The 14,440-nt window shown below is 60.9% G+C and carries 9 protein-coding genes; 3 read left to right on the top strand and 6 right to left on the bottom strand.

The genetic code is table 11. The features are described 5' to 3' along the window. Positions 1-108: 108 nt before the first annotated feature. The gene (locus tag AB7783_RS03835) at positions 109-1,506 is read right to left on the bottom strand and encodes a CoA transferase (RefSeq protein WP_441276884.1); all 1,398 of its coding nucleotides are present in this window, start codon (positions 1,504-1,506) and stop codon (positions 109-111) included. Positions 1,507-1,604: 98 nt separating this feature from the next. Here AB7783_RS03835 and AB7783_RS03830 point away from each other — a divergent pair, with 98 nt between their 5' ends. After that, positions 1,605-1,892 carry a hypothetical protein gene (locus AB7783_RS03830; RefSeq protein WP_089266972.1) on the top strand — a complete coding sequence of 96 codons (288 nt, stop codon included), beginning with the start codon at positions 1,605-1,607 and terminating at the stop codon, positions 1,890-1,892. A gap of 32 nt (positions 1,893-1,924) precedes the next feature. On the opposite strand, the gene AB7783_RS03825 is transcribed toward AB7783_RS03830, so the two are convergent. The 3 genes from AB7783_RS03825 to AB7783_RS03815 are packed head-to-tail and all read right to left on the bottom strand — an operon-like array spanning position 1,925 to position 7,546. Next, positions 1,925-5,278, bottom strand: coding sequence for an error-prone DNA polymerase (locus tag AB7783_RS03825; protein WP_441276883.1), 3,354 nt, complete (start codon positions 5,276-5,278; stop codon positions 1,925-1,927). Further along, the gene (locus tag AB7783_RS03820; protein WP_441276882.1) at positions 5,275-6,861 is read right to left on the bottom strand and encodes a Y-family DNA polymerase; all 1,587 of its coding nucleotides are present in this window, start codon (positions 6,859-6,861) and stop codon (positions 5,275-5,277) included. The genes AB7783_RS03825 and AB7783_RS03820 overlap by 4 nt, the downstream gene beginning before the upstream one ends. Continuing rightward, positions 6,755-7,546, bottom strand: a complete 792-nt coding sequence (locus tag AB7783_RS03815; RefSeq protein WP_441276881.1) for an ImuA family protein — start codon at positions 7,544-7,546, stop codon at positions 6,755-6,757. Before AB7783_RS03815 ends, AB7783_RS03820 begins: the two co-directional genes overlap by 107 nt. Positions 7,547-7,708: 162 nt before the next feature. On the opposite strand from AB7783_RS03815, the gene AB7783_RS03810 reads away from it, so the two are divergent. Beyond that, on the top strand, positions 7,709-8,950 hold the full coding sequence (locus tag AB7783_RS03810) for a putative DNA modification/repair radical SAM protein (protein ID WP_441276880.1): 1,242 nt from the start codon (positions 7,709-7,711) through the stop codon (positions 8,948-8,950). A 21-nt stretch (positions 8,951-8,971) separates the two neighbouring features. Then, on the top strand, positions 8,972-10,435 hold the full coding sequence (locus tag AB7783_RS03805) for a UdgX family uracil-DNA binding protein (protein WP_441276879.1): 1,464 nt from the start codon (positions 8,972-8,974) through the stop codon (positions 10,433-10,435). Positions 10,436-10,438: 3 nt separating this feature from the next. Here AB7783_RS03805 and cnbZ read toward each other — a convergent pair whose 3' ends face one another. Next, positions 10,439-11,182, bottom strand: a complete 744-nt coding sequence (cnbZ, locus tag AB7783_RS03800) for a 2-amino-5-chloromuconate deaminase CnbZ (protein WP_441276878.1) — start codon at positions 11,180-11,182, stop codon at positions 10,439-10,441. 128 nt (positions 11,183-11,310) lie between these two features. Then, positions 11,311-14,400 (bottom strand): MexW/MexI family multidrug efflux RND transporter permease subunit, encoded by a 3,090-nt coding sequence (locus AB7783_RS03795; RefSeq protein WP_089266965.1) that lies wholly within the window; start codon positions 14,398-14,400, stop codon positions 11,311-11,313. Positions 14,401-14,440 lie beyond the last annotated feature (40 nt).

Raw genomic sequence — 14,440 nt, 5'->3', positions numbered from 1 at the left:
TTTGTCCCATTCACGCGCTAATAGTGCGCATCTGGGCGTTCAGACAATCTAAAAACGCGTGTGCACTTACGAATCTTCGTTAAAATTTTGAAATCCTGCGAATGGGTTTCAATTGCCGGACGGCCATACCGCCGGATGGCTGCCGAGGGGCATGGCCGGACGCACCCACGACGCCGGGGTTCGCGATAACACGGCTGCATGACGGACCGCCGACAACTGGCCGAAGCCGGACGGCATATCCTCAGTAAAGGCTTTGACCATCTCACCCTTGAGGTCGTCGACCGCGAGACCTTCCGCGATTCTTCCCATATCCCACAGCCATTGACCGGTGCGGGCAAGAGAGACCTGCACGTGCCAACTGCCGCCTTCACGCGCCTGACGTGCACGGGCGATCATGGCGCCGAATGCCATTAAGTAGCCTGTGGCGTGATCCAGCATCTGGGCCGGCAATTCCTTCGGCCCATCGACGCCCGCCGCCTGCCCTTCGGCATGGTTGAAGCCGGTCGCGCATTGCACGAGAGAATCGAAGCCGCGGCGCCCGGCCCACGGCCCGGAACGGCCATAGGCGGAGAGCGAGACATAGACGATACCGGGACTGACACGGGCCGCCTCCTCCGGCGAGAAGCCGAGCGCCGCGAGCGATTGCGGGCGGTAGCCCTGCGAGAAGATATCCGCCTGCGCGAGCAATCCTCGCAGAGTGTCGCGCCCCTGCCCGCTCTGGAGATCCACGAAGCTCGAGAGCTTGCCGCGGCCGGTATCGATGGTGAGCCACGGGATCGCCGGCAGATCGGGACTGGAGACCAGCATCACATCCGCGCCATGGGCCGCAAGCGTACGACCAGCGACGGGACCGGCGATAACGCGTGAGAGATCGAGTACGCGCAGACCGGCAAGCGGCCGGGCGCCGATCGGCCACAGCTTCGGTTCGGCGTCACCAATCCGGGTGATCTCGACGAGCGGCAGTTCAGCAACGGCTTTGGCCTGCGGCAACCCCATCCATTCGTCATGGGATCGCATCAGCGCTACGACACCGCCGGCTGCATAGGCCGCGGTCTCGAAGGCCTCGCCGTTCCATTGCATCAACGCGGCCTGCACCGCCTCACGCGTCGGCGCACATGACAGCACCTGGCAGACAGCATCGCGATGATGCGGAAAATTTGTATGCAGCCGGACGAACTTGCCGTCACCGGTCTGGTAGACGCCGGCGATCGCATCCCAAGCGGGCGGCGGCGGATTGCCGTCGCAGCGCAGATAGCGTTCGCTGCGGCATTCGACGATGGCATGGCGCATATCGACGGAGACAGTCTGCGTCTGCCCGCTGCGTAGCCGCCAGATTTCGGCAGCCGCCATTCCGGCCGCAGCGATGCTGACCTGAGCGGCCGCACCGACATGGAATGACGATGGCAATTGCGGCTCATTGCCGGTCAGCGTGACACGCTGGAGAGCCGCAATATCACCGCCAACCTGCCGCCAGAGGTCGGCGAGCGGTTCACGAATGCCGTACATCAACACTCTCCCCCTTTCCCACGCCACCGATTCAGCTCACGCTTCCAGGTGACCACATCCGTCATCGCATCGTCTTGTACAAGCATGGAGGAGAGACCATGGCCACCATCGATCCATTGACAGCCGGTGCCGTGGTGCTGGCCACGGCTGCCACCGACGCGGTCTATGTGATGTTCACCTCTGCAGTGGTGGCCCGTCGGCGCATCCCTGCGGCCACCTGGAGCAGCGTCTGGTATGTACTCTCGTCCTATGCCGTCATCAGCTATACCGAAAACTGGATGTATGTGGGTTTCGCCGCCGTCGGTTCATGGATCGGCGCCTATGCGACTATTACTTTCCTGCACCGGCCACCCGGCGGACCGCCAGTCGGTGCATCACCTGAATAGGTAATATCGGCTGAATGGTTTCTGAACGGCGCTTAATGGAAGTCCCGCGAGCGCGGCAGGATCCGGACATTGCGCGGATGGCGAATGCGCTGAGCGGGATTGTCGGGATGCTCGCGGCGATCGTCATTGATCGGTTCGGGGCCTGACAGCATTTGTCGGGGTCCGCCAAGCGCATCGTTGCCAAGATACTTCAGATCGTCCGAGCGATCGATCAACCGTTCGGCAACCAGATGGACGACCTTGTCCGGGCTGCTCTGGATGCGCCCCTCGACCAGGATCAGCCTGGAACCCATGACTTCCCTGCGAAACTGCTCCATCACCTTCGGCCAGACCACGATATTGGCGATACCGGTTTCGTCCTCCAGCGTCATGAAGACCACGCCATTGGCACTACCCGGCCGCTGCCGCACCAGCACGACGCCGGCACAACGCACGCGCCGTCTGTCATTGGCATCCACAATGCTCGCGCAGGTCACCACTTTTTCCCGCGTGAAATTCGCGCGCAAGAACTCCATCGGATGTCCCTTCAGTGACAGCCGGATAGTCTGATAATCGGCGACCACCTGTTCGGGCAAAGGCATCTCAGGCAGAGGCTTCGCATTCTCGTCCGGCTGCTCGCGTGCGGTCGCAACTTCGAACAACGGCAACGGCAGATCATCGGGTAATCGCCTTACCGCCCATAGTGCGGCACGGCGATCGAGCCCGATCGAGCGAAATGCATCGGCATCGGCCAGCATGATCAGCGCGCGTTTTGGCAAAGCGGTATCGCGGGCGAAATCTTCCAGCGAGGTGAAAGGCTGTCGCTCTCGCGCGGCAACGATGCGCTCGCCCCAGTCTTCTCCCGGCGGTTTGCCAGCTTTTTCACGTTCGCGCTTCTCATCCGGATCCGCCCATTTGAATCCATCGATCTGGCGAAAGCCGAGGCGAACGGCGCAATAGTCTCCACTGGGTTCTTCCAGCGTATTCTGCGAATGACTGAAGGATACATCGATCTGGCGCACATCGACGTCGTTGTCGCGCGCGTCGCGCACGATCTGCGAAGGTGCGTAAAATCCCATCGGTTGCGAATTCAAGAGCCCGCAGCAGAATACATCCGGATGATAATGTTTCAGCCATGACGAGACATAGACCAATTGCGCAAAACTCGCCGCATGGCTCTCGGGAAAACCGTAGCTGCCAAAGCCCTTGATCTGATCGAAGCAACTGGTGGCGAAAGCCTTGTCGTAACCACGGTCGATCATCTTGCCGACCATCTTCTCCTCGAACGTATGCATGGTGCCGACATTGCGAAACGTCGCCATGGCGCGGCGCAGACCGTTAGCCTCCTCCGGAGTGAAATGCGCCGCTTCAATCGCGATGCGCATGGCTTGTTCCTGGAACAACGGCACGCCGAGGGTTTTGTGCAGAACCTTGCGCAACTCATTTTCATCCCCCCCTTTGGGGTGTGGATATTCGATATCTTCCGGCTTCATCGCCCGTCGTTTTAGATAGGGATGCACCATGTTTCCCTGGATCGGCCCCGGACGAACGATCGCCACCTCGATGACAAGGTCGTAGAATGTCTTCGGCTTCAGCCGCGGCAGCATATTCATCTGCGCGCGGCTTTCGACCTGGAACACGCCCAGAGATTCACCGCGTTGGAGCATCGCGAAAACCGGTGGGGCATCCTTGGCCTCCGCTTTGATGTCCTTGAGTTCGTAGCGCCTCTCCTTGTGACGAAAGATCAGATCAAAACATTTGCGGATGCAGGTCAGCATGCCTAACGCCAGCACATCCACCTTCATCATCTTCATGGTGTCGACGTCGTCCTTGTCCCATTCGATGAAGGTACGATCATCCATTGCCGCATTGCCGATCGGCACATAGGTGTCGAGCCGGTCCTGCGTCAGCACATAGCCACCGACATGCTGCGACAGATGGCGCGGGAACTCGATCAGCTCGGTGGCAAGTTCGACGGCCCGCACGATCATCGGATTGGACGGATCAAGCCCTGCCTGCTTGACCTGCATCTCGTTGAGGCCTTTGCCCCAACTGCCCCAGACAGTATCGGCCAGCGCCGAGGTGACGTCTTCGGTCAGTCCCAGCGCCTTGCCGACATCGCGGATCGCCGAGCGCGGGCGGTAATGAATAACGGTGGCGATGATCGCCGCGCGATGGCGGCCGTAGCGGCGATAGACATACTGCATCACCTCCTCGCGCCGGACGTGTTCAAAATCGACGTCGATATCCGGCGGCTCAAGTCGTTCCTTGGAGATGAAGCGCTCGAACAGGAGATCGACCTCGGCGGGATTCACCGAGGTGATGTCCAGCATGTAGCAAACCGCTGAATTGGCCGCCGAGCCCCTGCCCTGACACAGGATGTTCTGGCTGCGCGCATAGCGGACGATATCGTGGACAGTCAGAAAATAATGCGCATAGCCGAGCTCCTTAATGAGCGCGAGTTCCTTTTCCAAGGTGGCAACAAGCTTCGGATCTTCTGTCTTAGGAAAATGCCGTTTCATTCCTTCCCAGGTCAGATCTTCAAGATGCTGCTGCGCGGTCTTTCCCGGCGGCACCGGTTCGTCGGGATATTGGTATTGGAGTTGGTTCAATGAAAACGTGATGCGATCGGCAAAACGGATGGTTTCACGGATCGCATCGGGATAATCACGAAACAGTCTGACCATCTCGGCCGCTGACTTGAGATGCCGTTCGGCATTCATTTCCAGCACGCGGCCGGCCTGCTCGATGGTGGTCTTCTCGCGAATACAACTGACCACGTCCTGCAGGATGCGGCGATTTGGCGTGTGATAGAGCACATCATTGGTAGCAATCAGGGGCACGCGCGCAGTGGCTGCGATGCGCTGCAACTTGGCCAGACGGCGTTTGTCATCACCCCGATGAAACGGACTGGCGCCGAGCCATACACCGCCCGTCGAAAATTGAGACAGTGCGTCGAACGTGCGAAGGACAAGGTTGCTCTCAATACGATAGGCCGGCATCAAAACAAGCAGCAGCCCTTCGCTAAAGTCAGCGAGATCGCCGAGCTGCAGCAGGCATTCACCCTTGTTGCCGCGCAGCTTGCCCATGCTGAGTAGCCGACACAGTCGACCATAGGCAGCGCGGTCGCACGGATAGGCAAGGATGTCAGGCGTGCCGTCATTGAAGACCAGCCGTGTGCCGATCAGAAGCTTCGGTTTGTAGACAAGATCCTTGTGGTCCAGCTCGGCAAAGGCACGCACCACACCGGCCATGGTGTTATGATCGGCAATGCCGATGGCATAAAGCCGTTCGATACTGGCCTGATGCACATAGTTCTGCGGATGCGACGCGCCGCGCAGGAACGAGAAATTGCTGGTGACGCCAATCTCGGCATAATCAGGCGCGCCGGCGCCGCCCGTGCTCATGCGAACAGCCCATGCACGAACCATTGCGGCGAAACGACTTGATTGTCCGCATCCCTGATCTCGCCATACAGCCCGTCGCGGAAGAGCCAGAAGCGTTGACCTGCCTCATCCTCGACACGAAAGTAATCGCGCGTCGGCTTCGCCTCCTGCGAGCGCCACCACTCCATCGACACACGCTCCGGACCTTCCACATAAACGACGTTGTGAGAGACGCGTCGCCAGGTGAACTTCTTCGGTGGCTTGTCTGGAAACTCCGCAAGCGGGACGTCGATCAGTTCGGGCTGCTCGAACAACCGTAATGGCCGCAAAGGCGGTTCGTCTTCACGCACTGGCCATGCTGCCTGCATGGCGGCAGCCAGATGATGCTGTGCCGGCACACCCAGCATCGCGCGTTCCGGAATGTGACTCTCGACGGGCAGATAAACCAGCACACGCCGCGGCCCGATCCGCGCGGCGATACGATCGATCAGGTCGGCCAGTTCGTCATTGGCGTGAACATTGGCATCGAGGTCGCGCTGCTGCTGCACGACGATTTCCGTACGGCTGGCTGACAGGCGGATCATATCGAAACCGAATCCGGGATCGAGTGGATCTGCAATCGCGTCCAGTCGCTCGCGGAACAACCGGTCGATCACCTCGCCTTTGGTCACCGGCAGGCCGGTTTCCGCGGTGATCACCCGCACCGCGCCATCGGTGCGGAAGAACGCCGCTTCCAGTCGTCGCGCGCCCTTGCCCTGCCTGTCCATCGCATCGATCAGCGTGCGTGCCAGCTTGGCCAGTGTCAGCGTAATCACGCCATCGGTGGCAATCGGTTCGGCGAAACGTTGCTCGACGATATAATCCGGCAGCGGCTTGCGCGGGGAAATCGGTGCATCGCTTTGCCCCAGCGCCTGTTCCAGCAGCGTCGTGAATTCCGCGCCGAAACGTGCGGTGATTTCGGGGCGCGAGCGCGAGGCGACATCGCCGATGGTCTTCAAGCCGGCGCGGCGCAATCCACGGATGATCGCCTCATCGGCGCCGAGCGTGAACAACGGCAGCGACGTCACTGCCCTGGCCTCCTCGCCCGCGGCGATGATCCGGCCATGTGCATATCGACTGAGCGTGCGCGCGCATGTCGATGTCCCCGCAATCGCTGCACTGACAATAAAACCCTGCCGCGACAGCGCCGCGCAGAGCTGCTCCATCAGTGCGGCCTCGCCACCGAACAGATGGGCACAGCCGGTGATGTCGAGAAACAGGCCATGCGGCAGATCCAGCGCCACCAGTGGCGTGAAGCGGTCGCACCAATCGGCGATGTCGGTCAATACCTGCGTATCGGCGACAGGATCAGCATCGAACACCTGAATGTCCGGACAGACCGCACGGGCATTGGCGAGCGGCAGACCTGGTTCAAGGCCGAGCTTCGCCGCGGCATCGTCCAGCGCGGAAATCTGCAGCGCATTGCTTTGCTTGGCGACGACAATACTTGCTTGCAGATTAGCTGGCGCGCCGTTGCGCGCGAGCTGACGTTTGATGCGATCGGTTGGCAGGCGCGGCAGCCACAGGCTGAGGATGCGCCGATGTGTCACGGAAAACGCACTCATCACACTTCCATTCCATGATCCATTGCCCGTTCGGGCCGTGACGATTTCGAACGAGTTGCACATCGAGCATGGGCGCGCCCCATGATTGCCATGGCCTGAATGGCGGCGAATGCGCGGAGCGGATGATCCAGCGCGTCTCTGCCGTACTCGAGACCGGAACGCCTGCAGTCCGCAGCAACAGGCACGTGACGCCAGAGCCGCGCGCTGCCAGCGTGAGTTTGCGGCTGGCGACGAGGTCGAACTGTTTGCTGTCGCCCCAGGTTTCCAGCACGACGCTGCCCAGCGCATCGCAGGCCAGCGCATCAGCCGTGGTCCGCAATGCCGTCTCGACATCGGGCGCGCGCACGGTGACCAGCAGGCGCGGATCGAGGCCGAGCTCACGCCAGCCGCTCATGGCCAGCGCGCCGCATTCGCGTTCGGAGAAATCCTGCCGGATCCACAGCAGCGGCCGCTTTGCCGAGACACGATGCGCAAGGCCGGCGACAAAGCCCGTGGCCGCCGCGCTGTGCCGGCCTTCGGCGAACACCTCATGCATGGTGCCACGTGCGAGCCCGCCTTGCAGCGCCGCGTCCGCCTCGGCATGACCGAGCGACACGCGATCCGGCGCATAGGTATCGCTGTGGGTCTCGATGCGCTCGATGCTGCCGCGCAATTGCGCGAGCGTGGTCATGCGTGCGCCGGTCATGCGCCGCTCCTCGAAATTGTTTTGCCGTGGAGGGTTTTTAGTGAACCCATTGCCGGCCCATTTGTTCATGATATGTTCTAATATAAAGCTAAGATGGCAAGCCGAGTCAATCGGGATCATCAGCCACTTTTTTAGCGTTTGGAATCAAAGGGATTTTTGAACATGGACGTGAAGCGCAAGCTGGAGATCCTAGCGGATGCCGCGAAATACGACGCGTCCTGTGCGTCCAGCGGTACCGAGAAACGGGACTCCCGCGACGGCAAAGGCATCGGCTCGACCGATGCAGGGATGGGGATCTGTCATTCCTATGCGCCGGACGGCCGCTGCATCTCGCTGCTGAAGATCCTGCTCACCAATGCCTGCAATTACGATTGCCTTTATTGCGTCAACCGCGCCTCCAGCAATGTGACGCGCGCCCGCTTCACCGTCGATGAGGTCGTCCAACTGACGCTGGATTTCTACCGGCGCAATTACATAGAGGGACTGTTTCTCTCGTCGGGCATCATCCGCAGCGCCGATTACACGATGGAACAGGTTGTCGCCGTCGCGCGGAAACTGCGCGAGGAGCATCACTTCCGCGGCTATATCCATCTCAAGACCATTCCGGAAGCCGACGAGGTACTGATTACCGAGGCCGGCAAATATGCCGATCGCCTCTCGATCAATATCGAGGTGCCGGAAGAAGACAGCCTCGCCAAGCTGGCTCCGGAAAAAGACGTTCGCGCCATACGCCGCACCATGGGCCGTTTGCGGCTGAAGCTCGACGAAGCCCGCGAAGGACGCAAGCCGACGCCGCGCGGCAAAGTCGGGCCGCGTTTTGCGCCGGCCGGCCAGAGCACGCAGATGATCGTCGGCGCCGACAGCGCCAATGATTCAACCATCATCCGCACCTCGGCCAATCTGTACGGGTCCTACAATCTGAAGCGTGTCTATTACTCCGCTTTCAGCCCGATCCCCGATGCCAGCCGCGCACTGCCGCTGCGCGCCCCGCCGCTGATCCGCGAGCATCGGCTGTATCAGGCCGACTGGCTGATGCGTTTCTATGGCTTTGATGCCGACGAGATCGTCGATGACAATGACGGCATGCTATCGCTGGACATGGATCCGAAGCTCGCCTGGGCGCTGCGACACCGCGAGCGCTTCCCGCTCGACGTCAACCGCGCCAGCCGCGAAGACCTTTTGCGCGTGCCCGGCTTTGGCGCCAAGGCCGTGCAGCGGATCATCGAAACCCGCCGCATCTCGTCGATCCGCATCGGCGACCTCGCCCGGCTGCATATTCCGCGGAACAAGGCACTGCCTTTCATCGTTCTTCCGGATCACCGCCCCGCCGTGAATTTGCTGGACGGCGCGAGGCTGGCGGAGCAGTTCAAACCGAAGGCAACCCAATTGGGATTTGGATTTTAGACTTTCATTTCAGGAGATCCGATGCACAGTATCGTGCTGGAGAGCGACACCGACTTTGAAGGCTGGCGCAAGGCGGCACGCAAACTGGCGCTCAACAACATTGCTCCCACTGACGTGACATGGACGGTTGCAGGCGCCGAGCCTGAATTGTTCTCCGCCTCGCCCGAGACGTTGCTCTCTGACGCCACGCAAGGCACTTTCAACGTCTCGGCCAAATTCGTCGAACTGGCGCACACCGCGATCCTGCATCGCGATCCCGAACGCTTCGCCCTGCTCTATCGCTTGCTGTGGCGGCTGCGCGACAATCCCGATCTGATCCACGTCGCGATCGATTCCGACATCGTTAAATTGCAGGCGATGGCCAAGGCTGTCCGGCGCGATGAGCACAAGATGCATGCTTTCGTACGGTTTCGCGAAATCGGCCGCGAGCCAAAATCGCATTTCGTCGCCTGGTTCGAGCCCGAACATCACATCGTCGAACTCGCCGCGCCCTTCTTCGCGCGGCGCTTCGCCGACATGGCGTGGTCGATCCTGACGCCGGATCTCTGCGCGCATTGGGACGGCCACGCGATTTCCATCACGCCCGGCGTCAGCAAGGCCGATGCGCCGACCAAGGATCGGCTCGAAGAAGTGTGGCTGACCTATTACGCCAACATCTTCAATCCGGCGCGGTTGAAGACCAAGGCGATGCAGAACGAGATGCCGAAGAAATACTGGCGCAACCTGCCCGAAGCCGCGCTGATCAAACCGCTGATCGCGGAAGCTGAACGCATCACAGGTGACATGATCGCGGCAGAAGCCAGCGCGCCAAAGAAACCGCAACGTCGGGAGGAGACGATGGTCAAGTCGCATGCAACCAAAACGGCCGAACATACCGGGAAGGAAATTCTTGCCGCATTGCGCGACGAAGCTGCCGATTGCCGTGCCTGTCATTTGTGGAAAGACGCGACGCAGACCGTATTTGGCGAGGGACCACAACATGCATCGGTGATGATGGTCGGCGAACAGCCCGGCGACAGGGAAGATCTCGCCGGCAAGCCGTTTGTCGGGCCGGCCGGACAGATGCTTGACAAGGCGCTGAAGGAAGCCGGCATTGTCAGGGACAAAGTCTATGTCACCAATGCCGTAAAGCATTTCAAATTCGTGCCGCGCGGAAAATTCCGTCTGCACCAGAAGCCGGCAACGCCGGAAATCAAGGCGTGCCGTCCCTGGTATGAGCGCGAAAAAGCGTCCGTGAAACCCGAGCTCGTCGTCGCGATGGGCGCGACAGCCGCGCAAAGCGTGCTTGGCAAGATCACGCCGATCGGCAAGACCCGTGGCCGGATTATCGAGGCTGACGACGGCACACAGGTTCTCGTGACCGTGCATCCATCCTATCTGCTACGATTGCCCGACGAGGGGGCCAAGGCCCGCGAATATGCGCATTTCGTTGACGACCTGCGCATCGTCGCCCAGCATCTGAGCGCTGCAGCGCGCGCTGCCTGACGGTCAGACCACGAATTCACGCATCACACGCCGCGTATCCATCTCGAATTCGAGATCGACCACCGGCGGCCGCGCAAAATGCCAGGTCATGCCCTGCCGCGACGCACCGCGCTTGACCAGCTCATCGGCCACCACGGGATGGAAATCCTGTACCGTGTAGATCTGCGTCGCAGTCGTGTCCTTCCACGAGAAGCCGAAGGCGTCCAGACGCTCCTCCATATTGCTCATGGTCATCCGCGTTTTCTCCCGGAATGCGTCCAGCGAGGTCTCGCGATAGCGCGTGATGCGCTCGGGATATGTTCCAGGACCGCCGCGCGCTTCAGCACCACCCGCAATCACGAAAGTCGGCTTGGCACCGAGCGACGGCCGCGTGAACGAGAACGCGTAAAACGACGGTTCACTCGGCGGATCGATCTCGAGGCACACATTGCTGCGCGCAACGGGATTATTCATGCCGTCGAAGATGCCCCATTCAGCAAGCGTCTTGACATAGTGCTCGTTGAATGTCCGGAAGCCAGCTTCATCGACCACCGCAGGCGAACGCAACTCGCAGGCGCAGAACGATGTCAGTGGACGATCGGCTGCGAGAATGTAATCGGCAATACGCGCAAACCCATCGGCCAATGGCAGCCATGTGTCGAAACGCACGCGCTCGATCTCGAAATCCGCATTGGCGGCAACGCCGCTGGAATACTGAAACACCGCGGGAAGATAGCGATAATTGCCGGCTGGAAAATCGCGCGTCATGGGGTGGGTCCTGTGGGAGCCATGCGGGCCGCCAAAAGATAATGGCGGATCGCATGAAGCGATCCGCCATCCAACCTCAAACCATGTGGCCCCGCAAGCTCAGCTTCGCAAGGCCGCGTCAGTGCCGATCAGGCCGTCCGCGTGTGCTCCAGATCGAATTCCTCGATCTGCTTGGCACGCTCCGTCTCTTTGCCGGCGCGGTGATCGGTGGCGATGGCCACGTAAACCGCGGGCAGCACGAACAGCGTGAACAGCGTGCCGATCATCATGCCGGAGACGACGACGAGGCCGATCGAGAAGCGGCTCGCTGCACCAGCACCCGCCGCGGTGAGCAACGGCAACAGGCCGGTGACCATCGCGGCCGTCGTCATCAGGATCGGACGCAGACGCACGCGGGCGGCCATCTCGATAGCCGAACGACGATCGAGACCTTCCTTGAGCTGCAGTTCGTTGGCGAACTCCACCATCAGGATGCCGTGCTTCGAGATCAGACCGACCAGCGTCAGCAAGCCGACCTGGGTGTAGATGTTGATCGTCGCCATGCCGAAGAACAGCGGGATCAACGCGCCCAGGATCGCCATCGGCACAGTAATCATGATCACGAGCGGATCGCGCAGACTTTCGAACTGCGCTGCCAGCACCAGGAAGATGATGATCAGCGCGAAGCCGAACGCCACCGCGAGCTGGTTGCCTTCCTGCACATATTGTCGGCTGTCGGCGAGGTAGTCATGATTGAAGCCCGACGGCAGTTGCTTGGCGGCCCCCTCAAGGAAGTCGACCGCCTGCCCCACTGTCACGCCGGGCATCGGCACCGCCTGGAAGGTCGCTGAATTCAGCTGGTTGTAATGCGACAGCGCGTTCGGGTTGGTTCCGGTCTCCACCTTCACCAGCGTCGATAACGGCACCTGCTGACCCGTGATCGTCGGCACATAGTAGTTCGCCAGCGAATCCTGCGAGAGCCGCATGCCGCGCGGCACCTGCGGGATCACCTGATAGGAGCGCCCCTCGAGGTTGAAGCGGTTGGTGTAGTTGCCGCCGAGCAGCGTCGCCAGCGTATTGCCGATGCTCGACATCGTAATGCCGAGGTCGTTGGCCTTGGAGCGATCGATGGAGACGCGCACCACCGGCTGATTGAAATCGAGATCGCTGTCGCTGACGATGAACAGGCCGCTCTTGCGCGCGGTGTCCTTCAACTTAACCATCTCTTCATAGACCGACTGGAAACCGTTGGTCGAGCTGATCACCATCTGGATCGGCAGACCGCCGGGACCGCCCGGCAGCGCCGGAAGGTTGAATGCGAAGGCGTTGACACCCTCGATCTTGCTGAGTTCGGCCTGCACCAGCGGCTTCAGCTGCGTGGACGAACGCTTGCGCTCGTCCCACGGCTTCAGCAGCATGCCGGCGATACCGTTGCTCGGACCGTTGGTGCCGTTGATGATGAAGCGCAGATCGGTTTCCGGGAACTTCTTGAACGCCTCGTCCATGCGATCGCCATAGAAATCCGCGTAGTCGATGTTGGCGTATTTCGGTGCCTTGGTCACCGCAAACAGAATGCCCTGATCTTCCTCGGGCGCCAGCTCTTTCGATGTGTTCATGTACATGAAGCCGACGAGACCGAGGATCACAACGGCGAACATGGCCGTGATGGGGCGATAGTCCAGCGAACGATCGAGCTGCCGGCCATACCAGCGCGTGGTGGCGCCGAACACCTTGTCCACCTTCTTGGCGAACCAGCCCGGCTCTTCCTGCTTCAACAGCACCGAGCACATCATCGGTGACAGCGTCAGCGCGATAACGCCGGATACGATCACCGAGCCCGCCAGGGTGAAGGCGAATTCGCGGAACAGCGCACCGGTCAAACCGCCGATGAAGCCGATCGGCGCATACACCGCCGCCAGCGTGATGGTCATGGAGATGACCGGACCAACGATCTCGCGCGCGCCTTCGAGCGACGCCTGCACCGGCGATTTGCCCTCCTCGAGATGGCGGTGGATGTTCTCCACCACCACGATGGCGTCGTCGACCACGAGGCCGATGGCGAGCACCATCGCCAGCAGGGTCAGCAGATTGATGCTGAAGCCCATGACGAGCATGAGGCTGCAGACGCCGACCAGCGACAGCGGAATCGTCACCACCGGAATGATGACCGAGCGGAACGAAGCCAGGAACAGGAAGATCACCACGATCACGATGCCGACGGCTTCGATCAGCGTGTTCTGAACTTCCTCGATCGACGACGTGATAAACTTGGTGGAGTCGTAGGCGACCTTCATCTTCAGCGATGGCGGCAGGTTACGCTCGAGTTCGGGGAACAGCGCGCGCACGCCCTTGACGATGTTGAGCGGATTGCCGAGCGGTGTCGCCTGCACGCCGATAAAGATCGCGCGCTCGCCACTAAACGCCACGCTCGCGTCCGTACTCTGCGCGGCAAGCTCGATGGTGGCGATATCCTCCATACGGACAAAGCCACCGTCCTTGGCTTTCACCGTCATGCGCTTGAATTGCTCGACGTTCTGCAGGTCGGTATTCGCCGTCACATTGGAGACGATGTAATAGCCCTTGGTCTGACCGGCGGCCGCCTGGAAGTTGTTGGCGCGGATCGCCGCAGCGACATCGTCCGGAGATACACCGCGGCCCTGCATGCGCAGCGGATCGAGCCACAGGCGCATGGCGAAGGTCTGACCGCCGAGGATTTCGGCCGACGCCACGCCGTCCACCGTCGACAGGATCGGCTGCACCGCGCGCGTCAGGTAGTCGGAGATCGCCGAGCCAGACAGTTCCTCACTGGAGAAGCCGAGATACATCACCGCCGTCGTCGATCCCGTGGACTTCAGAATGACGGGGTCATTCGCTTCGCGCGGGATCAGATATTTGACCGAATTGACCTTCGACAGCACTTCGGTGAGCGCAGCATTGGGATCGACGTTGAGCTTGATATAGACCGAGATCAGGCTCTGGCCCTGCGTCGATGCCGACGTCATGTAGTCGATGCCTTCAGCAGCCGCGACGGCCTGCTCGATCGGCGTGGTGATAAAGCCCTGCATCAGGTCCGGCGACGCGCCGGGATACACCGTGGTGACGGTGATCACGGTGTTCGACAGTTTCGGATACTGACGGATCGGCAGGCTGGTTGCAGCCTTGAAACCGATCAGCAGGATCAGCAGGCTGACGACCAGCGCCAGCACCGGGCGCTTGATGAAGATATCCGTGAAGACCATTGCGGTCGCTCCGTCATCGGCACCGTCTGCCGGCCATTAC

This window comes from Tardiphaga sp. 172_B4_N1_3, from assembly GCF_052076035.1.
Lineage (GTDB): Bacteria > Pseudomonadota > Alphaproteobacteria > Rhizobiales > Xanthobacteraceae > Tardiphaga > Tardiphaga robiniae.
This window is presented reverse-complemented; position numbering and strand designations above follow the sequence as displayed.